Source organism: Ruegeria sp. HKCCD7559, from assembly GCF_013110575.1.
Taxonomy (GTDB): Bacteria; Pseudomonadota; Alphaproteobacteria; order Rhodobacterales; family Rhodobacteraceae; genus Ruegeria.
Map to the genome: position 1 here is coordinate 56,606 of NZ_WVQU01000005.1, position 24,684 is coordinate 81,289.

Consider the following 24,684-nt stretch of genomic DNA (forward strand, 5'->3'; position numbering starts at 1 on the left):
CAAGCTGTACCGCGCGGAGGAGAAATGGAAAAGATCGTGATTCTGACCGGGGCCGGAATATCAGTCGAGAGCGGGTTGAGCACCTTTCGCGATGAGGGTGGATTGTGGGCCCAGCACCGCATCGAGGATGTCGCCACACCGGAAGGATTCGCCCGCGACCCCGCACTGGTTCAAGGGTTTTACAATGCGCGGCGGGTTCAGGCCTCCGAAGTTCAACCCAATGCCGCTCATGAAGCACTGGCCCGGCTCCAACGGGACTGGCCCGGAGACGTCGTGATCGTAACCCAGAACGTGGACAGCCTGCACGAGGCGGGCGGCGCAAAGGATGTCATCCACATGCACGGAACTTTGGCGGGCGCGCTGTGTTCAGCCTGTGGCCATCGCTGGACCGCCCCGCCCGAAATGGCGGTTGGGGAATCCTGCCCCGCCTGTGCGCGGCCCACGGCCCGGCCCGATGTGGTCTGGTTTGGTGAAATGCCCTATTTCATGGACGAGATTTATGACCACCTGAGCAGCGCGTGGCTTTTTGCCGCCATTGGCACCTCGGGTCAGGTTTATCCGGCGGCAGCGTTCGTGCACGAGGCACAAGCGGCGGGCGCTCGGACGATCGAGATCAATCTGGAACCGTCGCCGGGCGCATCCGGGTTTGATGAAAGAGTTGTCGGCAAAGCGACCCAGACAGTTCCGCAATGGGTCGGGCACCTGCTTGCGCCGCATAGTTAAAGTACAGACAACACTCGCTTAATTCGGTTAGAATGCCCCCGAAACGACTGGAGGACAAGACATGACGGATCAGGACCCCCGGACCGGTGAAATTCTGGATGAAGGCAGCATGGCGGGGCGCGACATGCTGGGAGAGCAGCTTTCCAGCCTGTGGTGGACCTTTCTGCTGCGCGGAGTATTAGCCGGGCTTGTCGGTATTGCAGCACTGTTCTGGCCGTCTGGCAGCATCGCGTTGCTGCTGCGGCTGGTTGGCGTGCTGCTGATCCTCGATGGTGGCCTGACGCTTTTGGGCGTTGGGCGTCGCGGGGTAATGGGCGGCGCTGCAATCGGTGCGCTTCTGATCGGGCTTGTCCTGCTGATCTGGCCGGAAGGGACGGTCAAACTCGCCTTTTTCCTCATGGGCGCATGGGCGCTGATTATCGGGATCGGTTCGCTGGCGGCATCCGGGCAAATGCACGAGAGAGACCCTCAACGCGGCTCCATGCGCGTCTCGGGTTTTGTCGCGCTTGTGGTCGGGCTTGTTTTGATGATCTGGCCAGCGGTCGCGCTTGTTGCGCTGGGATGGGGCATCGCCTTTTCGGCACTGGCCATCGCCGCGGTCATGTTCTGGCTGGCATCCCGATTCCGCCAGGCCGGTGACCGCGTCGGTATGAAAAACGTCAACAAATAGCACCAGCGGCGGCCGCAGGAACAACAGGCCGGGCAATGCCCGGCCTGACGCATGGATGACGGCCGCAGCGCGGCCCGAAGACAGGCGTTGCCCTAGTTCGAATGAGATCCGTGCCCACCCATGTCCTGACGCTCCAGATCGACCGGGATTTCGATCTCAACCTCGCCAGCCTTTTCAAAGATCAGCGTCACCGGAACCATGGCGTCCTGCTCGAACGGTTCGGTCAGCCCCATGAACATCACGTGGTCTCCGCCGCGTTTCAGCATGTGGGTTTCGCCTGCCGGAATGGCAAAGCCTTCCTCGACATGCACCATCTTGGCCACGCCATTGTCGTCGACTTTGTGCGTGTGCAGTTCAACCCGAGCAGCGGCATCCGACGTCACGTCGACCAGACGGTCGTCCGCATCGCCCAGATTCTGGATCATCATGAACGCGGCACCTGCCTTGGCGGTCTTTCCCGACGACCGGGCAAAGGCGTCATCAACTTTGATAGTGCCTTCGGCAACAGCAGGCATGGCCAGGGTCACGGCGGCCAGGGTTGCAAACAGAGTAGTTTTGAGGGACATCGTGCCTCTCCTGTATTGTAGGTTTGAAAAAGTAGTGTCTTCAAACACGTACAGGCGGCGCGCGCGCCGGGGTGCCGGGGACCGGCAAGGCGATTTGATTGACCAGATGTCGCAGCGGCGCTAACTGCGCCTGCTCTGGTGCCATAGGCATGGGCGGCTGGGCAATGGCGACCGCGCCCATCAGGGACAGCGCGTAATCCGGGCAGTAATGCGGTGGCGCGGTGGGCTGTCCGTCTTCGTCCATATAGACAACGACCGGACCGGTGCCTGTGCACAACACCATCTGACCCACGGCCCTGTCCATGCCGCGGGACACAGCAAGGCCCTGCCCGGTCAGAACCAAAAGCAGGGACAGAGCATAAGGCAGGAATCGTGTTATGGCAGGTCTCATCCTGACCCGGGTATAGGTCAGTCAGCAAAGTAGCTTCAAGCGCCAAAGGGTCGCGCTTGAAGCTGGTTTCAGTAATCAATTCCCGGTCGTTTCACCTTGCTTGTATTGAAGCTGGTGTGGGAACGATTCACCCTGCGCTGCATCCGCGTACAAGCCGAAATTGCTTTGCGAAAAACCGCGGCCAGAAACAGGAAAAGGTAGAAACTTTTTAACGTCATAGTGAGGCCCCCGCCCGATGAATGACAGTGACGATAGGTCAGATTCGGCTTTCCGTATGTGAAGCAATTCACCAATGGCGAGAAATAATTTCGAATTTGAAAACAAAGCAAGGCAGCAGCGGGCGTCTCAAAACAAAAAAGCCCCGCACCTCAGAGGTGCAGGGCCTGAAATCCCGTAAGCGAAAAGGCTTAGGCCGTGGCTTGCGCCTTGGCGATTTCCTTCTTCACTTTCAGCGCGTTCGCCGACAGTTCTTCATCCTTGGCTTTGGCCAGGAATGCGTCCAGACCACCGCGGTGGTCAACCGAACGCAGGGCGGCTGCCGAGATGCGCAGCTTGACGCCGCGGCCCAGGGTCTCGGACTGCAGGGTAACGTCATTCAGGTTCGGCAGGAAACGACGACGAGTTCTGTTTTTGGCATGGCTGACATTGTTGCCAGTCATCGGGCCTTTTCCGGTCAGTTCGCAACGGCGCGACATGGTTTCTTCCTTTGTTTCTGGAGGCCGGGCACAAAGCCCTCGGCCAAATCACAAGGGGCACAACCCGAAGTCGCGCCCGAAAACTGGTTGGATGCGTGTAGTGGGAATCGCAGGAAGCGTCAAGACGGACCGAACGAATTCTTTCATTTTGCGCACGCCTTTGAAACCTTGCCCCCTTTCACCCCGTCAGCTCAGTGTGCCAAGCAGTTCTTCGGCCGCGCGGGCCGGGTTCAGACGCCCGGCCGAGACTTCAGCGTTCAGGCGTTCCATCTCAGCCTTGGCCCGCGGCGTGTCGAGCCGGGCCAGAAGGGCATGGCGGACTTCCTGATCGAACCAGTATCGCGCCTGTGCGGCCCGGTTGGCTTCCCAGATACCGTTGTCGCGGCGCCACCGGGTCAGGGATTGCATCTCGTCCCAGGCTTGCTCCAGCCCCTGTTCTTCGACCGCTGAAACGGTCATTGCCTTGGGGAAACCTTCGGGATCCTGCGGGCGCTTGCGCAGCAATCGCAACGCGCCGGCATAGTCTGCGCATGTCCGGGTCGCCGTGGCCTTCAGGTCGCCATCCGCCTTGTTGATCAGGATGATATCGGCCATCTCCATGATGCCACGTTTGACACCCTGCAATTCGTCCCCACCCGCCGGGGCCAACAGCAACAGGAACAGGTCCGACAATTCGGACACCACCGTTTCAGACTGCCCGACGCCCACGGTTTCAATCAGCACCACGTCATAGCCTGCGGCCTCGCACAGGGCGATGGCCTCGCGGGTCCGTCGGGCAACGCCGCCGAGATGGCTCTGGCTGGGGGAGGGGCGAATAAAGGCGTTCTTCTCGCGGCTCAGGCGTTCCATCCGGGTTTTGTCCCCCAGAATCGAGCCCCCCGAACGGGCAGAGCTGGGATCGACTGCCAGAACCGCGACACGCAGCCCCTGCCCCGTCAGCATCATGCCAAAGCTTTCGATGAAGGTGGACTTGCCCACCCCGGGCGTACCCGACAAACCGATCCGGAGCGCCTGACGCCCCGATCCTGCGAGCTGGGCCAACAGCTCGCTGGCCTGTGCACGATGATCGGCGCGATTGCTTTCCACCAGAGTGATCGCGCGGGCCAGCGCCCGGCGCTCGCCCTTCAAAATCCTGTCGCTGAGGCTGTCTGTCTGCATTCTTGTCCCGATCCTAGAGGCAGGAATAGTTGCCGCGCTCTGGGGGCGTTTGTCCAGACCGCAGGTCTCCGGAAATGCGATCAAAGCGAAAGCTGCGTCAATTCGTGCGTTGCTTGGCCCTTCAGGGTTGGGCCTGCCGCCTCGGTGTCACCAGAACGCGCGCGGCGCGAGAACTGGACGACACCAGCATGATCGCGGATAAGAGCCGGATGACGATACGCCTGCCCATCGACGACGCCATTCCCGAACTGCTGGACAGATTGCGCGCGCAGGGCCGCGCGGTATTGCAGGCCCCACCGGGGGCGGGCAAGACCACGCGGGTTCCCCTGGCAATGCTCGAGGCGGGTTTGTGCGAAGGCAGGATCGTGATGCTGGAGCCCCGGCGGCTGGCGGCCCGGGCCGCTGCCGAGCGGATGGCCGAGACCCTGGGAGAGCGCGCAGGGCAGACCGTGGGATACCGTGTGCGCGGCGAGGCGAAAGTGTCGAAAGACACCCGGATCGAGGTGGTGACCGAAGGCATCCTGACCCGGATGCTGCAATCCAACCCGGATCTGCCGGGAATTGGCGCAGTGATTTTCGATGAATTCCACGAACGGTCTCTGAACGCCGATCTGGGGCTGGCCTTGTGCCTCGAAGTGACCGACGCATTGCGGGACGATCTGATCCTGCTGGCCATGTCAGCCACGCTGGATGCGGATCCGGTCGGCGCGTTGATGGCGGCCCCTCTGGTCACATCGGACGGGCGCAGCTTTCCGGTTGAGACGCGCTGGCTGGATCGGCCATTGGGGCCGCAAGCGCGACGGTTGGATGCGTTGATCGATCTGGTGGTGCAGGCCGAGCGTGAGACCCGGAAGTCCGGCGGCGGAATTCTGGTTTTCCTGCCGGGAGAGGGTGAGATCCGACGCGCTGAAAGCCTTTTGAACGGTCGGTTGCCCGACAGTTGCGTGGTGCGCCCGTTATTCGGAGCCATGCCCTTTGCGGCCCAGCGTGCCGCGATTGCCCCGGTGGAACAAGGGCGCAAAGTCGTGCTGGCGACGTCGATTGCCGAAACCTCGCTGACGATCCCCGACATCAAGGTCGTGGTGGATATGGGACAGGCCCGGCGGGCTCGGTTCGATCCGGGATCGGGCATGTCCCGGCTGGTGACCGAACGGGTGACCCGGGCCGAGGCCACACAGCGCGCGGGCCGGGCCGGACGGGTGGCCGAAGGGGTGTGTTACCGGCTCTGGTCGAAGGGGGAAGACGGTGCGCTGGCCGCCTACCCGCCTGCCGAGATCGAAGCGGCGGATCTGACCGGGCTGGCGCTGGAGCTGTCCCTGTGGGGCGCTGACGCGGCCGATCTGGCCTTTCTGACTCCACCTCCCGAGGGGACGATGGCCGAGGCGCGGGCTTTGCTGTCAATGCTGGGCGCACTCGATACCAATGGGCGGATCACCGATCATGGGCGCGCCCTGGCGGCACTGCCCTTGCATCCCCGGCTGGGGCACATGCTTGTGCGGGCCGGTCCGAACGCCGCCCTGTTGGCAGCGTTGATGGCCGAGCGTGACCCCCTTCGCGGCGCGCCGGTGGATATCACCCTGCGGCAAGAGGCGCTGCGCGATCCCCGGGCCTTTCAGCGCAACAGGGTCTGGCAGGTCAACATGGGCGCAGTGGATCGGATCAATGCCGAAACCAGACGGCTGCGGAAACAGGCCAAGGGCGACTCGGTCGATCTGAGCCCCGCCGCCATGGCCGGGCTGGCCTATCCTGACCGCATCGGACAGCGGCGCAAGGGCGACGCGCCGCGCTATGTGCTGTCAGGGGGGAAAGGCGTTGTTCTGGACAGTGCGGATTCACTGGCCAACGCTCCGTTTCTGGTCGTCATCGACACGGATGGCAACCCGCGCGAGGCGAAGGTCCGGATGGCCACCCAGATTTCGGAACGCGACATCCGCGATCTGTTCGCGGATCAGATCGGCTGGGTCGAGACCTGCGCCTGGTCCAAACGCGAGCGGCGGGTCGTGTCGCGGCGGCAAGAGCGGTTCGGTGCGATCACATTGGACGACCGCATCTGGAAGGACGTCCCGGACGACGCTGTGGCCCGCGCGATGCTGGATGGGATACGCGATCTGGGCCTGCGGCTGGAGGGTGCCGCCGCGCGCCTGGCCGCCCGTGTCGAACTGGTGCGCGCCGATGGCGTCGATCTGCCCGATTTTTCGGTCGCAGGCCTGATGGCCGATATGGAAGACTGGTTGCTGCCCATGCTGTCAGAGGTCAAAAGCGCCGAAGACTGGAAGAAATTCGATCTTTTGCCCGCCCTGCGCGCGCGGCTGGACTGGGCGCAGACGCAGGAACTGGACCGGCGCGCTCCGGGGTCATTTGAAACGCCGCTGGGGCGCAAGGTGCCAATTGATTACAGCGCGGCCGTACCGGAAATCTCGGTCCGTTTGCAGGAAGTGTTTGGCGTGACCCGACACCCGGCGATCGGCGGCCAGCCTTTGAAGATCACTCTGCTGTCACCGGCGCAGCGCCCGATCCAGATAACGCGTGACCTGCCCGGTTTCTGGGCGGGCTCTTACGCGGATGTACGCAAGGACATGAGGGCGCAATACCCCAAACACCCCTGGCCCGAAGACCCGACCCAGGCTGATCCCACGCTGAGGGCAAAACGCAGACGTGACTAGAGCCGTCAGCAAAGCCCGAGCCTTGCCCAAAATCCACAAAACAACCCAGAAAACCCTCAAGAATCGGCCAAACCCGGCCAATACTGGAAGGTTTAATTGAAACTCACCATTTCCGTTGTTAAGTCGTATCAACTTTGAAGGCATAGAGTAGACTGACAAAAAACTGATGAATGCATGGCTGCAAAATATCTGGGAAGAGGTCGGGCGACCGCTGTTCCTGCGCCCCCGACGGGTGCAGTTTGCGGCGTTATGCACCCGCGTTTATGACGGGCACGATCAGGTTCTGCTGATCACCAGCCGTGACACCAAACGCTGGATCATCCCGAAAGGCTGGCCCATCGATGGTTTGAGTGGCGCGGAAACAGCCCTTCAGGAGGCCTGGGAAGAGGCCGGAGTGCGCGCGGATGCAGTTCACGATGAACCCGTCGGCCAATTCACCTATGACAAGATCCTCAAAAACGGATCAGCGCAACCGGTATTGACCAATGTCTACAGGATTTCGGTGCGCGCGCTGGCGGATGACTTTCCCGAGGCCGATCAGCGCGAGCGCAGCTGGTTTTCGCCGGTTGAAGCGGCCACTCTGGTGCAAGAGCCCGAGCTTCAGGCCTTGTTGCGCAGACTGTAAGGAATTCGCAACATTTCGATGGCACCCAGCTTGCCTGAGCATCCGGATACCGTTAGTGGCGCACGATCCTACAATATCTGACCAAGTTCATGTCTGACACGAATCCGAAACCACGCTGGCAAACGTTGGACAGCGACCTGCACCGAATTTCGCGGGTCGAAACCGCCAACATCCATGTCGCGCGCCACCTGCTGGCACCGGGGGTCGCACTGGCCTTCATGGCGCTTGCCGGGCTGACGGCGGCGGTCCTGTTCGGTCGGGCGGATGGCAGCCATGTCGTGGTCGCGGCGGCCGCGTTCGGGGCCTATATGGCGATCAATGTCGGTGCCAATGACGTGGCCAACAACATGGGGCCAGCGGTCGGCGCGAATGTGCTGACCATGGGCGGCGCCATCGTGATTGCCGCCATCGCCGAAAGCGCAGGTGCGTTGCTTGCGGGGGGTGACGTGGTCTCGACCATCTCAAAGGGGATTGTCGATCCCGCCTCGGTGCAAAACAGCGAGGTGTTCATCTGGGCCATGATGGCAGCGCTGATATCTTCGGCCATGTGGGTCAACCTGGCGACCTGGATTGGCGCCCCTGTGTCCACAACGCATTCAGTCGTGGGCGGGGTGATGGGTGCGGGCATTGCAGCAGCGGGCCTGAGCGCGGTGAACTGGGGCACGATGAGTGCAATTGCAGCCAGCTGGGTGATTTCGCCGATGCTCGGGGGTGCGGTTGCCGCGGCTTTTCTGGCGCTGATCAAGTCGAAAATCCAGAATCAGGACGACAAGATCGCCGCCGCACGCAAATGGGTACCTGTCCTTTTGGCGGTGATGGCGGGGGCCTTTGCCACCTATCTGTCCGTCAAAGGCCTGCAACGGATCGTGCATATCGATCCGGAAATGGCCCTGTTGATCGGGTTGGGCGTGGGGCTGCTGACTTGGTCCGTGACCGTCCCGTGGGTCAAGCGCAGATCCGAAGGGATGGAGAACCGAACCCGGTCGCTGAAGACGCTGTTCGGCCTGCCGCTTGTGATCTCGGCCACGTTCCTGAGCTTTGCCCACGGCGCAAATGACGTGGCCAATGCGGTCGGCCCGCTGGCCGCGATTGTCCATGCGGCCGAATTCGGAGAGTTCGCCGCGAAAGTTCCAATCCCGCTTTGGGTGATGATCATCGGAGCGTTCGGGATTTCCTTCGGTCTGTTCCTGTTCGGCCCCAGGCTGATCCGGATGGTGGGCCGCCAGATCACCAAGCTGAATCCTATACGCGCCTTTTGCGTCGCCCTGTCGGCGGCGATCACCGTAATTCTGGCCAGCTGGCTTGGCCTGCCGGTCAGTTCGACCCATATCGCCGTTGGTGCAGTCTTTGGCGTCGGCTTCTACCGAGAGTGGGATTCCGAGCGCCGGCGCAAACAGGGAAAGCGTCAACGCACAGAACATCACCTTGCCCCGGAAGAATACCGCCGTCGCAAGCTGGTACGGCGGTCGCATTTCATGACCATCGTGGCCGCGTGGGTAGTCACTGTGCCCGCCGCCGCAACCATGTCGGCCGTCATTTACTGGGTGTTGACCGCGTTCGCCTGAGGGAGACCGTCAGAGCCTGATCTGTTCCGGCGACAACGGGTGATCGGGTGCATGCTTGATCAGGTCTGACACCTGCGTGCAGATGGGTGTTGGCACTCCGGTTTCGTGACCCATCCGGATGATGTGACCTTGCAGGCTGTCAATTTCCGTTTGCCGCTCGGCCATGAGGTCATAGGCCATGGACGTTCGCGCGCTGGGGTCGATTGTCAGCATCCGGGCCGCGATGCGGGTGAACAGCGGTGTCGGCAGCCGCAGAATATGCGGGGTCATCCATGCCGGAAGCGGTGTGGTCGAGGCCACGGGATGACCCGCCGCCTTGAGGACGGTCAGCGCCTCGGACATCTGATCCGCCATGAGATTGCGCCAGTCGCGGTTCATCAGCTGATCCACCAACGTGAGGCCCGACAAGGCATTGAGCGCATTGTTCAGGTTGATCACCAGCTTGCCCCATTGCACGGCTTCGATCTGGTCGCTGGACTTTACGGGAAGGTCTGCGCTGCTCAGCTGCGCGGCCAGATCACCGGTGCCGCTTTGGATGACGATCTCTCCGGACGTGGCCCGATGATAGGTGGCAGGGCCGTTTGGCACCACGTTGAACGGAACCATACCCGCACGCACATCGCGCCCCGGCAAGGCCTCACGCAATGTTGCGGCAGCTTCGATACCGTTTTGCCAGGACAGGATCGGGGCATCCTGCCGCGTAAAGCGCTCAATTTGCTCGGCCATGTCTGCGGTTGCACCCGATTTGACGGTGACGATGACCAGTTCGGCCTGATCCAGACAGGCCGGATCTTCGCTGAGCGTCAGGCCCCCGGTCGGAATCGTGACGTCAAGGCCATCAAAGTCAGTGACCTTCAGCCCGTGCTCTCGGATCGGGTCCAGCACACGGGCGCGACCCAGCAGGGTTACAGCGTGGCCCGCACGGGCCAGCAAAGCACCACAGTAACAGCCAATGCTGCCCGCGCCTGCAAGGACAAGATTCATGATACCCCCTCCGGTACACCCGAAAAGGATCACCGCAAACGTCCTGTGACACAAGCCCGCTTGCCCCCGACGTCACGCGCTAGCGGGCCAGCCGGGGTTTGGTGCGCTCAAGCTCTTTGGAAATAGGGATAAATTCCTGATCGTCGCCCGGAGGCAGTTGAAATGCACCATTGGCCCAATCGGCGCTTTTCCACTCACGGGTTGCGGTTTCGATTTTTTCCTTCGAAGACGAAACGAAATTCCACCAGATGTAGCGGTCTTCATTCAGGGTCGCTCCGCCCAGCAGCATCAGCCGTGCGCCCAATGCACCGGCCTTGACAGACAGCTTGTCCCCGGGCCGGAACACCATCATGCGGCCCTCGTCAAACCTGTCGCCCGCGATTTCGACCGAACCTTGCGTAACATAGACACCGCGATCTTCGTGGTCGTCAGGCAGAGGGAAAGACGCGCCGGGTTCCAATTGCACGTCGAGATAGAAGGTTTCGGACAGCATCGTGACCGGGCTGGTTTCACCATAAGCCGAACCCAGGATCAACCGGGCGCTGACGCCTGCATCCTGAATATGCGGCAACGCGGCCTGTTTGTGATGTTCGAAATCTGGGGCCATATCCTCATGCGCTTCGGGCAAAGCAATCCAGGTCTGAATGCCGAACAGGCTGTGTTTCCTGCCGCGTGTTTCGTCACTGGTGCGCTCGGAATGGGTGACACCACGCCCTGCAACCATCCAGTTGACCTCGCCGGGATAGATCATCTGATGTGTGCCAAGGCTGTCACGGTGCTCGAATTCGCCCTGGTACAGATAGGTAACCGTGCCCAGTCCGATATGGGGGTGGGGGCGCACGTCGATGCCGCCTTCGGTGATGAATTCAGCCGGCCCCATTTGATCGAAAAATATGAAAGGGCCTACCAACTGTCGTTTTACCGAAGGCAGCGCGCGGCGCACTTCGAACCCTCCCAGGTCACGGGCACGCGGGATGATTAATGTGTCCAGCGCCGGATTCTCCGAAATGCACTCCGGATTGTGTGTCGGGTTCCAACTCATTTCAGCTCTCCCTTCGTTGCAGATGGTCAGGCCACCCGCGTTCACTCAGGTAAGAAATAGCCACGCAAAGCCGCCCATAAAGTGCACAATCGCACAGATTGAGTGCGGCGCCGTTCCGATCAACGCGGCCAGAGTTGCGGGAAAAACGGCCCGTCAATCCGATCCCCCTCGCCATAGCCTGCCGCCTCGAACTGCGCACGCTCGTCCTTGGCCCAGTCGCCGCGATACCGGATGACACCATCAGGTGCCGTCATGCGAAGGGTGAAGCGCCGCACCGTTTCCGACGGCGTGGTCGAGGACAACCCGCCATGCAGCGTTCGCATGTCGAAAAAGATACAATCCCCAAGCTCCAGATCCCATTGCAGCAACTCATACGCGCCTGGGTCGGCATTGACATCGGGTGGCGGATGATAGGTCAGCCCGGCGACTTCGGTGGGCTCATAGCTGGGATGTCCATCGACAAACCGCACCCGCATGAACAGCTTGTCCCATAGGTGTGAACCCTTCACGAATGCGATGCCGTTTTCCTTGGTCACGGGTTCCAGCGGCAGCCAAAGGACACACATCGCGCCTTCGAAGTCGAAGTAAGACAGGTCCTGATGGAAGGGCGGGCGCGAGGTCGAGCCGGCCTCGCGCAGGAACCAGTTGTCCATGACAAGGTTGATGGATGGCGCCCCCAGCAACCCGGCGGCAAGCGGAGCGCAGGGCGACTTGTGAACGAATTCGTTGAATTGCGGGATTTTGTTCCAGGCCCAGTAGTCTTCGTAATAGCCCGGGGCGTTCGGATCCTTGGTATGACGGGTGAAATTATCCGTCGGCGTGTCAAGGTCGGCGTCGATACCTGCGCGCAGCAATGACAACCAGTCGGATGAGAATTTCGACCGCAGAACAACAGCACCATCGCGTTGGAAGGCGGCAACGTCTTCCTGTGTGACCATATCTGCTGTCGTCATGGAATAATCATCCCGATGTGGTTCGGTGGCCCCGAGCATCGCACCAGGCACCGCCAGAGGTCAAAGAGATTCGTTTCGACGACCCGGAATCACTCACAGAACCGTGAGGACGCGGGGATCCAACCGCGCACTGCCTCGGATTTTGAACGAAACATGCTATGTTTCAGATGGAAGCCGCAGACTGACAAGATTGGATAGCGTATTGGAGGTTTCTCGATGACAGATGCGTTGCTGTCCCGCCGTTCCCTGATCACCCAAGGTGTTGCCGTTTTGGCGACCGGCGCCACAGGGCTTTTGGTGCCTGCCCGCGCAGCCGGGATTGCGCCGACGCCTTCGATGCGGGGCGGATCGAACAACTATCGCCCCGGCGCGCCAATCGTGGACCGGATCGGTGGCGGCGGGTTCTGGATGACCGGCACCGTACGACGGGCGGGCAATGGCGCCCCCCTGCCCGGCCAGCGCATACAGATCTGGGCCCATACCACAGAAGGGCACGAGCGTGACCCGCAAAGCCATGGAGCGACCTTGACGGATGAAAAGGGTGAATTCCGCCTGGAAATGCCGCAGATCGTTCCTGCATTCGGTCAACCGCACGGGCATCTGGCCTATGACAGCGGCGCGTTCGAAACCGTGTTCCTGCGGCCTGTGATGTCCAGTTCCAAAGACAAGACACTGGCTGCGCATTTCGTGTTGCAACCGCTCTGATCCCGGTGATCCGAACCGGTGCCATTTGGGCGACCCTGATCGCCGCCCTTGTCGTTCCCCTGATCGCTGCGGCAGGCAGCCCGTATCTTGCCTGGCGCGATCCAGCCTATATCCTCGCCGGGTTTGCCGGAATTCTGAGCTTGGGCCTGCTGCTGCTGCAACCGCTTCTGGCCGGAAGATACCTTCCGGGCCTGTCCGCAGTGATGAGCCGCCACATTCACCGCTGGATCGGCCTGACCCTTGTGCTGGCGATTGTTGTCCATGTCGCGGGGTTGTGGCTTACCAGCCCGCCGGATGTGGTGGATGCATTGTTGTTCGCATCGCCAACGCCGTTCTCGGCCTGGGGTGTCATTGCCATGTGGACCGCTTTCGGGGTGGCCCTGTTAGGGGTCTTCCGCAAACGTCTGCGCCTGCGTTTTCGTTTTTGGCGGCTGAGCCACACCGCACTGGCCGGGGTGACGATTGTCGGCAGCCTTGTTCACGCCATGCTGATCGAAGGCGCGATGGAGATCGTAACCAAAACAGCGCTTTGCGCACTGGTCCTCTTGGCGAGCGCAAGCACGCTCGCCAAATTGAAAGTGTGGGATATCCGTCGACGCCCTTAGACGCCCAGGCACCAGCGCATCACCGCCTTTTGTGCATGCAGACGGTTTTCGGCCTCATCAAAAATGACCGAGTTCGGGCCGTCCATGACCTCGGAGGTCGCTTCTTCCTCGCGGTGGGCCGGCAGGCAATGCATGAACAGCGCATCCGGTTTGGCATGCGACATGAGTTCAGCATTGACCTGATATGGACGCAGCATGTTGTGGCGGCGCTCTTTGGCCGACTGGGAATCATGCATCGAAACCCAGGTGTCCGCGACGACGAGGTCCGCGCCTTCCACCGCTTTGTGCGGATCCCTTTCGATCACGATTTTCGAACCTTTCTGGCGGGCAAACCCCATGAACTCCTCTTCCGGGTCAAGCTGAGCGGGGCCGGTGAAGGTCAGATCGAATCCGAATTGACCGGCGGCGTGCAGGAACGAGGCGCAGACGTTGTTGCCGTCGCCGGTCCAGACCACTTTCTTGCCCGCGATAGGGCCACGGTGTTCCTCGAACGTCAAAACATCGGCCATGATCTGGCAGGGATGGGTGCGGTCGGTCAGACCGTTGATGACGGGCACGTCGGAATATTCGGCCATTTCGGTCAGGATGGTTTCATCAAAGGTGCGGATCATGATCATGTCGACATAGCGCGACAGCACGCGGGCAGTATCGGCAATGGTTTCGCCGTGACCCAGCTGCATGTCCTTGCCCGACAGCACCATGGTCTGGCCGCCCATCTGGCGCACGCCCACATCAAAGGACACGCGCGTCCGGGTCGAGGGCTTTTCGAAGATCAGCGCGACCATGCGGTCTTTCAGCGGTTGTTCGTCATCAGGGGCGGCCTTGGGACGGCCCAGACGCGCCTGTTTCATCGCGCCCGCCTGATCGATCATGGACCGAAGCGCGGTAGCATCGGTTTTGTGGATGTCGAGAAAATGGTTCATGTCGGTTCGTTTCCTGGCTGTCGGTTGCCGGGGGCGCTGCCCCCGAACCCCCGGAGTATTTGGGAAAATATGAAAATCAGGCGGTTTGGAGCTGGGTCTCGATCTGCCGGGCGGCCTTGTCGAGGCGGATCATGGCCTGAGCGATATCGTCCTCGGTCAGAGTGAGAGGCGGCAACAGGCGGATCACGTTGTCGGCGGCGGGAACGGTGATGACGAGGTTGTCATAACCTGCATTGACCACGTCGATATTGGCAGGCTTGCACTTGAGGCCGAGCATCAGGCCCGATCCGCGCACCTCTTCGAACACGTCGGGGTGATCTGCGATCAGGGCTTCGAGCTTTTGGCGCAGCAGGCCCGCCTTGCGGTTGACGCTTTCCAAAAAGGCGGGTGTTGCCACATGATCGATCACCGCGCAGCCCACCGCGCAGCCCAGCGGGTTGCCGCCATAGGTCGAACCATGGGTGCCTGCTGTCATGCCGCTGGCCGCGTCTTCGGTGGCCAGGACTGCGCCCAGCGGGAAGCCGCCGCCGATGCCCTTGGCGACCATCATGATATCAGGGGTGATCCCAGCCCATTCATGGGCAAAGAGCTTGCCTGTCCGGCCAACGCCGCACTGGACTTCATCAAGGATCAGCAGCAGCCCGTTGTCGTCGCAGATCTGGCGCAGCGCCTTGAGTTCGGCGTCCGGCACCGGGCGAATACCGCCCTCGCCTTGGATGGGCTCGATCAGGATCGCGGCGGTCCTGTCGGTGATGGCGTCGGTCACGCCGTCCAGATCGCCGAAGGCCACATGCACGAAACCCGGCAGCAGAGGGCCGAAGCCCTTGGTCATTTTCTCGGACCCGGCAGCGGCGATGCCGGCTGACGACCGGCCGTGGAACGAACCGTTGAAAGTGATGATCTCGACCCGCTCGGGCTGATCCTTGTCATAGAAATACTTGCGGGCCATTTTTACGGCCAGTTCGCAGGATTCCGTGCCGGAGTTCGTGAAGAAAACCGTATCGGCAAAACTGTTTTCCACCAGCTTGTCAGCCAACGCCTGTTGCTGAGGAATGTTGTACAGGTTCGAGACATGCCACAGCGCATGGGCCTGGTCAGTCAGCGCGGCCACCAATGCCGGATGGGCATGGCCCAGCGCGTTCACGGCGATCCCTGCGCCGAGGTCCAGGAAACGTCGGCCATCCGCCTCGGTCAGCCAGGCGCCTTCACCCTTCACGAAGGTCAGGGGCGCACGGTTATAGGTCGGCAGAACGGACGGGATCATGGGATCATCCTTTTCAGGTAGTATGAGCCTCGTGAGTGATACACGAAGGCCCTGTTCGTCAACAATTTTGGTGAGGTCTGTGCCGATTTATCGGGCACACGAGATCAAACAGGCCGGTTACGCAAAGATGCGTCGGCGTCGGAGCAGTTGGATATGCACATGTTTGATCATGGCCGACCGTATAGCGATGCTTGCACAGGTTGGGAAGCCAGTATTTTGCAGGGATCGAATTTTGCCCTTGCCAAAGCCTGTGCAACGGCGCACCGCTTGGCCATGTTCCAACCCAAGCACCACAATCCACCGCTTGCCGCTGCGCTGATTTTCGTCGCCACCGCCTTTATCGCCGCGACGACGCTGCTGGCCAAGGCGCTCGGGACGGATGCGTTGGGCCCGTCCTTGCACGCCATGCAGATCAGTCACGGGCGGTTTCTGTTTGCCCTGCTGGCGATCGTGCTGGCGGTTGCAGCTTTGCGGCCCCGGTTGGTGCGGCCCCATTGGGGGCTTCACGTCGGGCGGACCAGTTTTGGCTGGGCGGGGGTGACATTGATGTTCGCGTCGGTTGCCTTCATTCCGATGGCGGATGCGACGGCCATATCCTTTCTGAACCCTGTCTTTGGTATGGTGCTGGCCATGCCTCTGCTGCACGAGCGGGTTGGTCCTTGGCGCTGGCTGGCGGCGGCTGTCGCCTTGACGGGCGCGTTGATCCTGCTGCGCCCGACCCCCGCCAGCTTTCAGCCTGCCGCGCTTCTGGCGCTGGCGGCGGCTGCGCTGATCGGGATGGAGCTGATTTTCATCAAAAAACTGTCCGGGCGCGAGCCACCGATGCAGATCCTGCTGATCAATAACGCGATGGGTTTGCTGATCGCCACTTTGGCCGTCAGCTTCGTCTTTCAGATGCCGACCCCGCAGCAGTGGGCGGCATTGGTGGGGATCGGCGTTCTGATGGCCTGTGCGCAGGCCTGTTTCGTCAACGGCATGGCGCGGGCGGATGCATCCTTTGTGGCCCCGATCAGCTATGCCACGCTGATCTTTGCCGCCCTTTACGACTTGGCGGTCTTTGATGTAATCCCCGACTGGATCAGTCTGATCGGGTCTGCGACCATTCTGGCCGGCGGGCTGATCCTGGTCTGGCGAGAAGCGGTGCGGCGCCGCGTCTGAGAGCCTGCCCTGCACGGCGGAAACGGGTGCGCCTGCATCCCGGCCCCGGCCCTTGCAACTGGTCGCGATGGCTGGGCTACCCTAAGCTTTGAGGCGATATCCGGTGCGCAGCATCAGCCAGGTGATGGTTCCGATCACGAGTGTTGCAAACGTACAAACCGCCATTCCCAGCCACGGAGAGCTGTCGGACACTCCGATCATTCCGTAGCGCAAACCATCGATCAGATAGAACACCGGGTTCAGGTGGGTCAGGCGGTTCAGCACGGGCGGCAGCGCCTCGACCGAGTAGAACGTGCCCGACAGGAAGGCCAGCGGCGTGACGATAAAGTTGGTGATTGCTGCCATCTGGTCGAACTTGTTGGCGAAGATACCGGCAAACAGGCCCAACGCGCCCATGAATGCCCCACCCAGAACAACAAAGGTCAGCGCGATTAGGGGGTGCTGAGGCGCAATGGAGAGCAAGACCAAAAACGCAATCGAGATCACCAGTGCAATCATCACGCCTCGGGCAATACCACCCGCGAGGTAACCCAGCAGAATCTCGAGCGGTGACAGCGGCGGCATCAAAGTATCGACGATATTGCCCTGCACCTTGGCGATCACCATCGAGGACGAGGTATTGGCAAAGGCATTCTGGATCACCGTCATCATCATGATCCCCGGTGCCAGAAACATCACAAACGGCACACCCATGATATCGGGCCGGCTGGGTCCGATGGCGATGGTGAAGATCAACAGGAACAGCCCCGCCGTAACCAGAGGTGCCAGAACCGTCTGCGTCCAGACGGCCAGAAAACGCAGGGTTTCGCGCTGCGCCAGCGTGTACAGGCCCATCCAGTTGACTGCTCCGAAGCGACGCGCGGTCTGATCTGCGGGATTTTGCATGATTTGCCCTCAAGCTGATTCGAAGACAGCTTGTAACTCGGGCAGCAGTGTTTAGAATAGGGGGCTGAGACGAATTCCCAAGGCGGCCCGAATCCGGGGCCGCTTTCCGCTTTTGAAAGGCTAACGATGTCCTGGACAGACGAGCGTGTTGAACTGCTGAAGAAGATGTGGGGCGAAGGCCAGTCGGCCAGCCAGATTGCCAAGGAACTGGGTGGCGTGACCCGCAATGCGGTGATCGGCAAGGTGCACCGCCTGGGCCTGTCGAACCGGACGGCAGGCGCATCCCCGGCCAAGGCGGAACCGAAAGAAAAACCGGCGCCCGCCCCCAAGGCCGAGGCCAAGCCCAAACCTGCACCCAAGACCGAACCGGCGCGTCCGGCCCCGGCCCCTACCTCCGAGGCGAAACCGGTCGTTCCGGCCCGCCGTCAGATCATCCCCGCCGGTCAGCCGCTGCCACCGCAGCCATCGGCCAATGAGATCAGCCCCGAGGCGCTGGCCAAGGTCAACGAGGTTGAAAAGAAAGCCAAGAAGCTGACTTTGATGGAATTGACCGAGAAGACATGCAAATGGCCCGTGGGCGACCCCGCGACCGAGGATTTCTGGTTCTGCGGCCTTCCGGTTGAGGCGGGCAAACCCTACTGCGAGGCACATGTGGGCGTGGCCTTCCAGCCGATGAGCTCGCGCAGGGATCGTCGGCGGTAATTGCGAACACAAGAACCTAAATCATGTCTATGGAACGTGAAAAGGGCGCAGGCATTTCGCCACGCCTCTACCGGAGACGTTGCATAGTCAAGAACGACGCAAGGCGTAACGGGTTCTTACAAAGAAAACACCCTCGCTGAATGCTGCGAGGGTGTTTTAGTTCGGAGCGTCAGCTTTGCGGACAAAGTTGCCGTAGGCTCATCGCTTTCTGATCCTCCCCCTCTGAAGTGGTCCGCCGTTATGGTTAAGAAAATGGAGGTACCACATGGTGAACAAGCGACCGAAGCCGGAAGAGATTGTCTCGAAGTTGCGGCGGGTTGAGATATTGATGGGGCAAGGCATGTCCCGTCTGGATGCGATCCGGCAGATTGGTGTTGTTGAACAGACCTATTATCGCTGGAAGAAGAAGTACGGCGGAATGGGTACGGATCAATTGAAGGAACTCAAGCGCCTTCAAAAAGAGAATGAGCGTCTTCGAAGGGCCGTCTCGGATCTTACCCTGGACAAACTGATCCTGACGGAGGCGGCCAAGGGAAACTACTGAGCCCCGCCCGTCGCCGTGCCTGCATCAACCATGTGCGCCACAAACTGCGTGTCTCAGAACGCCGGGCGTGTCGCGTCCTGAAACAGCACCGATCCACACAGCGAAAGCTGCCGAAAGGTCGAGCTGACGAGAAGCGCCTGGTGGCGGACATGATAGAATTGACCCGCCAGTATGGCCGCTACGGTTATCGCCGGATCGCGGCTTTGCTGAGAGATGCGGGCTGGCAGGTGAATGACAAGCGTGTCGAAAGGCTTTGGCGTCGGGAGGGGCTGAAAGTGCCAATGAAACAACCGAAGAAGGGACGGCTCTGGTTAAATGATGGATCGTGTGTTCGGCTGCGGCCGGAGCATCGAAACCATGTCTGGAGCTATGACTTCGTGCATTGTCGAACGGATGACGGAACGGCATTCCGCACGCTCAACGTCATCGATGAGTACAGCCGGGAGTGCTTGGCGATCCGTGTGGACCGCAAGCTGAACTCCAGCGATGTCATCGACGTGCTGAGTGACCTGTTCATCATGCGCGGTGTGCCAAGCTACATTCGCTCCGACAATGGCCCTGAGTTCATTGCCGTGGCGGTGCAAGACTGGATCAATGCAGTTGGAGCAAAGACCGCATACATCGAGCCAGGCAGCCCATGGGAGAACGGTTACTGTGAAAGTTTCAATGCGCGGTTCAGAGATGAGTTCCTGAATGGAGAAGTCTTCTACTGTCTAAGAGAAGCGCAGATTTTGATCGAAGAATGGAGGAAACACTACAACACAAAACGCCCTCACGGTGCTCTGGGATATAAACCGCCGGCCCCGGAAACCATCGTTCAAATGGACCAAAGGCCGGTCATGCACTAACAATCAACTTGGACCACACAAGTGGGGCTGATCACCTGCTTGTTTGTTTGCTGAATTGGCCGCTACTCAGGTCTTTGCCCGCGGAAATCACTACGGATGGTGCCGAGGCGTAGGGAACCCACACCAGTCGAGCCAAGGATGCGGGCAGGCCGGTGGGCTAGGGGCAGGCAATCAAATTACCGGCCCAACGCAGCCGGTGGCAAATCAGTTGCCATCTCGAGGAACGCCGCAAACGCCCACGTCCGTCACAGTGCCGGTCCTTGCACCGGGCGCGGTCCCGAACGCAATTCCCGGTCAGGTTCCTATCGCGACACCAGTAGCGGTACCCGGTCAGGTGCCAACGCCGATCGTAGCGCCGACACTAGCTCCGCCATTAGTGCCAAACCCGACACCAAACCGGGTTCCGACAGCCGTTCCCAATCAGGTTCCGCCGTTGGCTACCGGACCGACTGCTGTGCCGCCGCAAGTTCCGACTGCAACTCCCAATCAAGTTCCGATAGCTGTCCCAGGCCAGGTTCCGCCTCAACCCAATGTGCCGCCCCTGGTGCCAACAGCAACACCCAACCAAATACCAGTCGCTGTTCCTGGTCAGGTTCCGCCTCAACCTAACGGTCAAACTGCTGTGCCACCGCTCGTCCCAACCGCGACTCCCAATCAGGTTCCCACAGCGGTTCCTGGTCAGCTTCCACAGTTGACTCCAAAACCTACGGCAACTCATATGGCCGTCCCAGGACATCCGAAACCACAAGGCGTAGTGACAGTTATGCGCCCAAAGCCAAGGCCGACAACCGGTACTGTCCAGCCAACTGGCACAACACAAGTTACCCACCATTTGACCCACCAAAGCAATTCAAAGAAACTCGATCATGTCGCAGCAACACCTGGACGGCATGACCCGCACGACTTACCCAGGTTCCGCAACGCAGCGGCAAAGGAAAACTGGGAATGCGTTGCCAGCGGATTTGGACAGCGCCGTTACGATGCAGGGCGTGGTGTGTTGCTGAACAACGGAGCGTTGCGGCACCTCGGAAACGTGGACGCTATGGCGCGGGATGTACCAGCACGGCATCCAAAACACTCTGGGTGCATTATTTCGGTTAAACGAAAACAGCGCTGAAGCTTGTCTGGCAGCTATCGCTCGGACAATGATGTTAATCGACCAATAGTTCGTCCAAAATCGTCTGATTTGTTGGAGCTTGTACTGCCCTTATTCCCCTAGCACTAACGTTGGCTGACGTAGCACAACACTGCTCAGTACCTAAGTTTTTTCAAATAGGCCAACAATCTATAGTGCCGCACTTCCAAGATGGGCCTCCGGCTATCTGGGCCGGTCTGGTTAGGCGAGCAAAAGCATGAACGGCATCTTTGCAAAGTCAGATTTCTGCGCATTGCTGTCATGGGGGCATCGATCAGCATCGGTCAAAGTGGGCTCGAACCGAACCACTGCCGCGGTGCGACCGTAGGTCTGGTCTGAGTTGGCGAACGGCAAGTGCCGCCCGCCAACATGGTTCAAATGTCGATGTGCTCGGCAATGCTCAACGCATCTTCAAGTTCGACACCAAGATATCTGACAGTGCTGTCAACCTTTGTGTGCCCGAGCAGGAGTTGAATTGCCCTGAGATTTCCGGTTTTGCGGTAGATTTCCGCTGCTTTGGTCCGGCGCAGCGAATGGGTGCCGTATCCGCTGGGCTCCAGCCCAATCGCGGCCACCCAATCCCTCACAAGCCGGCCATATTGGCGTGTTGAGATATGCGGGCGGTCATGAAACCTGCTGGGAAACATGAAATGGCAGCCGAGCATCTCCGGTGACTTGATCCATGCGGCAATGGTATCCCGCGTGTTTTCAGAAAGTTCAAACTGAACAGGCCGCTTGGTTTTGCTCCGGATCACGGACACGCGTTCGCGAACGCGATCATCCTTTACCAGGTCGGCGACGGCCAGTTTCACCAAATCGCATCCGCGAAGCTTGCTATCAATGGCCGCATTGAACAGCGCAAGATCGCGCAGGTTGCCCGCCAGCTCGAGCCGCGCGCGGATCGCCCAGACCTTTTTCGGCCAAAGCGGCCGTTTCTGGCCGATGATCCGGCCCTTGTACCAGGCTCTTCGTTTCGGGGTGACAGCGGGAAGTTGGACTCTTGGCATTGTGCGCCCTCCAATCCTCCCGCCAAACCCTGACATATGCACAGCGCTGGCGCCTCAGTTTGCTGGTGGTTTGAATGGCCGTTATAAGCTTGCTGTTTCATTGGCGAACGCCGCAGACGCATTGGGCAGTAGAGAGCCCAAAGCAGAATTGCTTAATCTATACACTTTGCATTCGCAGCCAGCGAATTATTCTGCCTGCCAGTTGTGCGATCGGGTCTCCTCATTTAGCGTGTTTGCGATCGCCGTCCGAATTTACGCACCTGCGTGAAAAGCTTCGGGCAATTCAATTTATCATTCGATCGAGGCGCCAAGTGAGCAAATTGCGAAACTTCAATTTGATGGCTTTGGTCGCTGCACTCCTTTTTCCTGCTCCGGGAGGTGCTCCTCTGCTCGCGCAGGAGGCACCAGCGGAGACATACACTCTGGAGGCTGATGTGATCTACGGCGCGGGCCTCGTGACGAAGGACGGGACGCAAGTATCGCGTGATCTGTGGATGGACATCTACTATCCCGCCGAAAATGCTACCGAGCCACGGCCAGCTGTGATCCTTACTTTCGGCGGGGCTTTCCATCGCGGCAGTCCACGTCTGACATTTCAATCCGGAGGTGCGCAGGACACCTCGATGGGCAACTATTGCCGCCGATTTGCTGCGAGAGGTTATACCTGCTTTGCGATTGATTACCGGCTTACAACGGAACGCCCGGTGCTGTCCGGCGAGGGCTACCAAGAAGACTGGATAGATCCTGAAAGTCTGTTACCGCTTTTACCTCAAGCCAATTACATTCGGGGGACGATGAACCTGCCGCCGATAGATTTCGCGATTCCGGATCAAAAAAAGACAATGGTTGATGGCGTAGTCGCCGCCGCTGAAGACCTGCGCACAGCCGTTTTACACATTCGCAAGGCAGCCGGGACATACCAGATCGATCCAAACCGTATCGTTCTGGGAGGTTTTTCAGCAGGCGCGGTGACGTCCTGGAACGTCGCTTATGGCATGGGCGTCCCCGTTGCAGGTGTCTTTTTACTTTCCGGAACCGATGCGGGCTTTGACGTGAAAAAGACCGTGACATCGACCTCAGTAACACCACCGACTTTGATGTTTATGGGGCAATATGATCTTCCTGGCGCGCTATCCTCTGTGCCTGAACTCATCCAGCATTATGAAAAAGTCGGCGTTGACTATGAGTTCGCATGGGTTCCCGGGTTTGGCCATTTTTACCCTGCTGGTGCTGCCAGTCTGGGCGGCGATGCGGTGAGTGTGTCGATAGAAGGTCGGATTGCAGCCTTCCTTGACCGCTCCTTTGCCGATGATCGCTGAAGTGCGGCTTGCACATTCGCCTTCGGCAGTTTCTGCTAGTGACTGTATTTACAGCGCATACCAAAGAGAACTTTGCAACGCTCTTCAGGCAGTAGAGCACTTTGCGACGGTTATTTGCTTCAATCTTCATAACTATTTCGACGCTTTGACAAATCAGAGGCAAAATACCGACGACCACTTCATTCAGAAGTGCCGACAGCGTTGCGAACCAGCACACTTTACTTTCGATTGGAGGATTCAATGATCCGTAAAAGCGTCTGGCTGTCTGTAGCCGCTTTTCTGCTTTTTTCAGCCGCCAAATCTGGCAACGCTGATCAGGTGTTTGGATACGAAACTGAGCTCGACGTTGTTTACGGGACAGGAAAAATCGCGCCTGATGGTATTCAGACAGAGCGGGAACTGCGGATGGACGTCTATTCACCCTCTGCTGCCAACGCGGACTACACCAAGGCTGCGTCAGTTTCAGACGGCCCGCATCCGGCGGTAATATACGTGCATGGTGGCGCGCATCACCGCGGTGGAAGACGTATAGAACCCTTTCGGCTAGAGGCCGCTGTGCACTCGCGCCCGGAAGATTATGCGCGGTTGCTTGCGCCGCTTGGCTACGTTGTTTTTGTTATCGAGTATCGGCTTGCCACCGAATACCCTGAGCCTGCTTTAGCGCCGGGGGAAGGGAACCTGATTGCCGATGTTGACGCCTACATCACGCCGCAGGTGTTTGAGGCGACAGTTCGGGCTCGGAATGCAATGGGATTGCCACGGCTAGAGAACAGCCCCGAAGACAGGCTTTATCTGTGGAAAGCCGGGCTGGCTGGTGCGGAAGATGCCAACCTCGCCCTCGAATTTGTCATTGAGAACGCGGAGCGCTTCAATATCGATCCTGAGCGCATTGCAATGGGCGGGCATTCGGCCGGTGGCGGAATTACACTCAACGTCGGAATTGGTATGGACGCCCCACTTGCCGCGATTTTTCCGCTGTCCGGGCCGAACATTCTCTTCGAGCATGAGGCGGTGATGGACCACCCTGATTTGCCACCCACACTACTGGCGTACTCTCAATTCGACGAACACACGCAGTTAAGTGACCTGCCAGGAGTTGTGTCGCTTTTGAGGGAAGCCGGTGTGGAATACTCACTGTCATGGATTCCGGGATTTGCCCATTTTTATCCGCACAATGCTGTATCGCTGGGTGACGATGGCACTCGAATGTCTTTGGGAGACCGGATCATATCATTCCTTGATGTGCACTTGGGTTCAAAGTAAGGGTCCCCCGGCATCTACAAAAACCGAAAGCATTCACGAGTTCAGACGAACTTCAGCAATTTCGGATTTCCGCAAACGAGTGAATGACGAGAACGGCAGCAAAGTCCCGCTCCTGGTGAATTCGGCGTCTGTTCCTCGCTGCGGTCAACATGAATGACTGGTCCTTCCGCTGCGCGGCGGCACCGAAATTCACGCGCATGCAGCATTTCTGGTGCTGCGTGCGCGCGTACCAAGAAATTCGAATTTACAAGTTGGGCTCGAACCTGACAGTGAAGTGCCGGTGATCTTGGA

The 24,684-nt window shown here is 59.8% G+C and carries 23 protein-coding genes; 12 read left to right on the top strand and 11 right to left on the bottom strand.

The window, feature by feature from the left end:
* The first annotated feature begins 24 nt into the window (after positions 1–24).
* Positions 25–723 carry an NAD-dependent deacylase gene (locus tag GS605_RS14220; RefSeq protein ID WP_171724519.1) on the top strand — a complete coding sequence of 233 codons (699 nt, stop codon included), beginning with the start codon at positions 25–27 and terminating at the stop codon, positions 721–723.
* Between the two features lie 61 nt (positions 724–784).
* Positions 785–1,393: an HdeD family acid-resistance protein gene (locus GS605_RS14225; RefSeq protein WP_171638196.1), complete on the top strand. Its 609-nt coding sequence runs from the start codon at positions 785–787 to the stop codon at positions 1,391–1,393.
* A gap of 92 nt (positions 1,394–1,485) precedes the next feature.
* Here GS605_RS14225 and GS605_RS14230 read toward each other — a convergent pair whose 3' ends face one another.
* The 4 genes from GS605_RS14230 to meaB all read right to left on the bottom strand — a co-directional run bounded on the left by GS605_RS14230 (position 1,486) and on the right by meaB (position 4,203).
* Positions 1,486–1,959, bottom strand: coding sequence for a copper chaperone PCu(A)C (locus tag GS605_RS14230; RefSeq protein WP_171638198.1), 474 nt, complete (start codon positions 1,957–1,959; stop codon positions 1,486–1,488).
* Positions 1,960–1,999: 40 nt separating this feature from the next.
* On the bottom strand, positions 2,000–2,350 hold the full coding sequence (locus GS605_RS14235) for a hypothetical protein (protein WP_171638200.1): 351 nt from the start codon (positions 2,348–2,350) through the stop codon (positions 2,000–2,002).
* Between the two features lie 407 nt (positions 2,351–2,757).
* Entirely contained in the window at positions 2,758–3,045 is a 288-nt protein-coding gene (gene rpmB / locus GS605_RS14240; protein ID WP_050603240.1) for a 50S ribosomal protein L28, read from the bottom strand.
* A 186-nt stretch (positions 3,046–3,231) separates the two neighbouring features.
* Positions 3,232–4,203, bottom strand: a complete 972-nt coding sequence (meaB, locus tag GS605_RS14245; RefSeq protein WP_171724394.1) for a methylmalonyl Co-A mutase-associated GTPase MeaB — start codon at positions 4,201–4,203, stop codon at positions 3,232–3,234.
* A gap of 188 nt (positions 4,204–4,391) precedes the next feature.
* Here meaB and hrpB point away from each other — a divergent pair, with 188 nt between their 5' ends.
* From hrpB to GS605_RS14260, 3 genes are all read left to right on the top strand, one after another.
* On the top strand, positions 4,392–6,866 hold the full coding sequence (gene hrpB / locus GS605_RS14250; RefSeq protein ID WP_371807762.1) for an ATP-dependent helicase HrpB: 2,475 nt from the start codon (positions 4,392–4,394) through the stop codon (positions 6,864–6,866).
* Positions 6,867–7,032: 166 nt separating this feature from the next.
* Positions 7,033–7,491 (top strand): NUDIX hydrolase, encoded by a 459-nt coding sequence (locus tag GS605_RS14255; RefSeq protein WP_171724395.1) that lies wholly within the window; start codon positions 7,033–7,035, stop codon positions 7,489–7,491.
* A gap of 89 nt (positions 7,492–7,580) precedes the next feature.
* Positions 7,581–9,056, top strand: coding sequence for an inorganic phosphate transporter (locus tag GS605_RS14260; RefSeq protein ID WP_171724396.1), 1,476 nt, complete (start codon positions 7,581–7,583; stop codon positions 9,054–9,056).
* A gap of 9 nt (positions 9,057–9,065) precedes the next feature.
* On the opposite strand, the gene GS605_RS14265 is transcribed toward GS605_RS14260, so the two are convergent.
* The 3 genes from GS605_RS14265 to GS605_RS14275 form a co-directional block, all read right to left on the bottom strand.
* Positions 9,066–10,040, bottom strand: coding sequence for a 2-dehydropantoate 2-reductase (locus GS605_RS14265; protein ID WP_171638204.1), 975 nt, complete (start codon positions 10,038–10,040; stop codon positions 9,066–9,068).
* 79 nt (positions 10,041–10,119) lie between these two features.
* On the bottom strand, positions 10,120–11,082 hold the full coding sequence (locus GS605_RS14270) for a pirin family protein (RefSeq protein ID WP_171638206.1): 963 nt from the start codon (positions 11,080–11,082) through the stop codon (positions 10,120–10,122).
* 119 nt (positions 11,083–11,201) lie between these two features.
* Positions 11,202–12,035, bottom strand: coding sequence for a phytanoyl-CoA dioxygenase family protein (locus GS605_RS14275; RefSeq protein WP_171724397.1), 834 nt, complete (start codon positions 12,033–12,035; stop codon positions 11,202–11,204).
* A 216-nt stretch (positions 12,036–12,251) separates the two neighbouring features.
* On the opposite strand from GS605_RS14275, the gene GS605_RS14280 reads away from it, so the two are divergent.
* Positions 12,252–12,740 (top strand): twin-arginine translocation pathway signal, encoded by a 489-nt coding sequence (locus GS605_RS14280; RefSeq protein WP_171724398.1) that lies wholly within the window; start codon positions 12,252–12,254, stop codon positions 12,738–12,740.
* Positions 12,741–12,748: 8 nt separating this feature from the next.
* On the top strand, positions 12,749–13,345 hold the full coding sequence (locus tag GS605_RS14285; RefSeq protein ID WP_371807767.1) for a ferric reductase-like transmembrane domain-containing protein: 597 nt from the start codon (positions 12,749–12,751) through the stop codon (positions 13,343–13,345).
* Here GS605_RS14285 and argF read toward each other — a convergent pair.
* The gene (gene argF, locus GS605_RS14290) at positions 13,342–14,268 is read right to left on the bottom strand and encodes an ornithine carbamoyltransferase (RefSeq protein ID WP_171724400.1); all 927 of its coding nucleotides are present in this window, start codon (positions 14,266–14,268) and stop codon (positions 13,342–13,344) included. The genes GS605_RS14285 and argF overlap by 4 nt on opposite strands.
* Positions 14,269–14,344: 76 nt before the next feature.
* Positions 14,345–15,532, bottom strand: a complete 1,188-nt coding sequence (locus GS605_RS14295; RefSeq protein ID WP_171724401.1) for an aspartate aminotransferase family protein — start codon at positions 15,530–15,532, stop codon at positions 14,345–14,347.
* Between the two features lie 273 nt (positions 15,533–15,805).
* On the opposite strand from GS605_RS14295, the gene GS605_RS14300 reads away from it, so the two are divergent.
* Positions 15,806–16,690, top strand: a complete 885-nt coding sequence (locus GS605_RS14300) for a DMT family transporter (RefSeq protein WP_171724521.1) — start codon at positions 15,806–15,808, stop codon at positions 16,688–16,690.
* Positions 16,691–16,771: 81 nt separating this feature from the next.
* On the opposite strand, the gene GS605_RS14305 is transcribed toward GS605_RS14300, so the two are convergent.
* The gene (locus tag GS605_RS14305) at positions 16,772–17,575 is read right to left on the bottom strand and encodes an ABC transporter permease (RefSeq protein WP_171638216.1); all 804 of its coding nucleotides are present in this window, start codon (positions 17,573–17,575) and stop codon (positions 16,772–16,774) included.
* Between the two features lie 126 nt (positions 17,576–17,701).
* On the opposite strand from GS605_RS14305, the gene GS605_RS14310 reads away from it, so the two are divergent.
* Together GS605_RS14310 and GS605_RS14315 are read left to right on the top strand one after the other, a co-directional pair.
* Positions 17,702–18,277 carry a GcrA family cell cycle regulator gene (locus GS605_RS14310; RefSeq protein WP_171724402.1) on the top strand — a complete coding sequence of 192 codons (576 nt, stop codon included), beginning with the start codon at positions 17,702–17,704 and terminating at the stop codon, positions 18,275–18,277.
* A 265-nt stretch (positions 18,278–18,542) separates the two neighbouring features.
* Positions 18,543–19,669 (top strand): IS3 family transposase gene (locus tag GS605_RS14315; protein WP_171724403.1). Its coding sequence is split into 2 segments (ribosomal slippage): positions 18,543–18,807 and positions 18,807–19,669, totalling 1,128 coding nucleotides; the frame shifts between segments, so codons are not numbered across the junction.
* 1,509 nt (positions 19,670–21,178) lie between these two features.
* On the opposite strand, the gene GS605_RS14320 is transcribed toward GS605_RS14315, so the two are convergent.
* Complete coding sequence (locus tag GS605_RS14320; protein WP_171724404.1) at positions 21,179–21,811, bottom strand: tyrosine-type recombinase/integrase; 633 nt, start codon at positions 21,809–21,811, stop codon at positions 21,179–21,181.
* A gap of 74 nt (positions 21,812–21,885) precedes the next feature.
* Here GS605_RS14320 and GS605_RS14325 point away from each other — a divergent pair, with 74 nt between their 5' ends.
* Both GS605_RS14325 and GS605_RS14330 read left to right on the top strand, forming a co-directional pair.
* Positions 21,886–23,130 (top strand): alpha/beta hydrolase, encoded by a 1,245-nt coding sequence (locus GS605_RS14325; protein WP_171724405.1) that lies wholly within the window; start codon positions 21,886–21,888, stop codon positions 23,128–23,130.
* Between the two features lie 240 nt (positions 23,131–23,370).
* A complete protein-coding gene (locus GS605_RS14330; RefSeq protein WP_171724406.1) occupies positions 23,371–24,393 on the top strand; it encodes an alpha/beta hydrolase in 1,023 nt (340 codons plus the stop codon).
* Positions 24,394–24,684 lie beyond the last annotated feature (291 nt).

Bases quoted from the DNA above. Each gene is read 5' to 3' on its own strand.
- GS605_RS14220 (WP_171724519.1), top strand. From the start codon at position 25: ATGGAAAAGATCGTGATTCTGACCGGGGCCGGAATATCAGTCGAGAGC.
- GS605_RS14225 (WP_171638196.1), top strand. From the start codon at position 785: ATGACGGATCAGGACCCCCGGACCGGTGAAATTCTGGATGAAGGCAGC.
- GS605_RS14230 (WP_171638198.1), bottom strand. From the start codon at position 1,959: ATGTCCCTCAAAACTACTCTGTTTGCAACCCTGGCCGCCGTGACCCTG.
- GS605_RS14235 (WP_171638200.1), bottom strand. From the start codon at position 2,350: ATGAGACCTGCCATAACACGATTCCTGCCTTATGCTCTGTCCCTGCTT.
- rpmB (WP_050603240.1), bottom strand. From the start codon at position 3,045: ATGTCGCGCCGTTGCGAACTGACCGGAAAAGGCCCGATGACTGGCAAC.
- meaB (WP_171724394.1), bottom strand. From the start codon at position 4,203: ATGCAGACAGACAGCCTCAGCGACAGGATTTTGAAGGGCGAGCGCCGG.
- hrpB (WP_371807762.1), top strand. From the start codon at position 4,392: ATGATCGCGGATAAGAGCCGGATGACGATACGCCTGCCCATCGACGAC.
- GS605_RS14255 (WP_171724395.1), top strand. From the start codon at position 7,033: ATGAATGCATGGCTGCAAAATATCTGGGAAGAGGTCGGGCGACCGCTG.
- GS605_RS14260 (WP_171724396.1), top strand. From the start codon at position 7,581: ATGTCTGACACGAATCCGAAACCACGCTGGCAAACGTTGGACAGCGAC.
- GS605_RS14265 (WP_171638204.1), bottom strand. From the start codon at position 10,040: ATGAATCTTGTCCTTGCAGGCGCGGGCAGCATTGGCTGTTACTGTGGT.
- GS605_RS14270 (WP_171638206.1), bottom strand. From the start codon at position 11,082: ATGAGTTGGAACCCGACACACAATCCGGAGTGCATTTCGGAGAATCCG.
- GS605_RS14275 (WP_171724397.1), bottom strand. From the start codon at position 12,035: ATGACGACAGCAGATATGGTCACACAGGAAGACGTTGCCGCCTTCCAA.
- GS605_RS14280 (WP_171724398.1), top strand. From the start codon at position 12,252: ATGACAGATGCGTTGCTGTCCCGCCGTTCCCTGATCACCCAAGGTGTT.
- argF (WP_171724400.1), bottom strand. From the start codon at position 14,268: ATGAACCATTTTCTCGACATCCACAAAACCGATGCTACCGCGCTTCGG.
- GS605_RS14295 (WP_171724401.1), bottom strand. From the start codon at position 15,532: ATGATCCCGTCCGTTCTGCCGACCTATAACCGTGCGCCCCTGACCTTC.
- GS605_RS14300 (WP_171724521.1), top strand. From the start codon at position 15,806: ATGTTCCAACCCAAGCACCACAATCCACCGCTTGCCGCTGCGCTGATT.
- GS605_RS14305 (WP_171638216.1), bottom strand. From the start codon at position 17,575: ATGCAAAATCCCGCAGATCAGACCGCGCGTCGCTTCGGAGCAGTCAAC.
- GS605_RS14310 (WP_171724402.1), top strand. From the start codon at position 17,702: ATGTCCTGGACAGACGAGCGTGTTGAACTGCTGAAGAAGATGTGGGGC.
- GS605_RS14320 (WP_171724404.1), bottom strand. From the start codon at position 21,811: ATGCCAAGAGTCCAACTTCCCGCTGTCACCCCGAAACGAAGAGCCTGG.
- GS605_RS14325 (WP_171724405.1), top strand. From the start codon at position 21,886: ATGGCCGTTATAAGCTTGCTGTTTCATTGGCGAACGCCGCAGACGCAT.
- GS605_RS14330 (WP_171724406.1), top strand. From the start codon at position 23,371: ATGATCCGTAAAAGCGTCTGGCTGTCTGTAGCCGCTTTTCTGCTTTTT.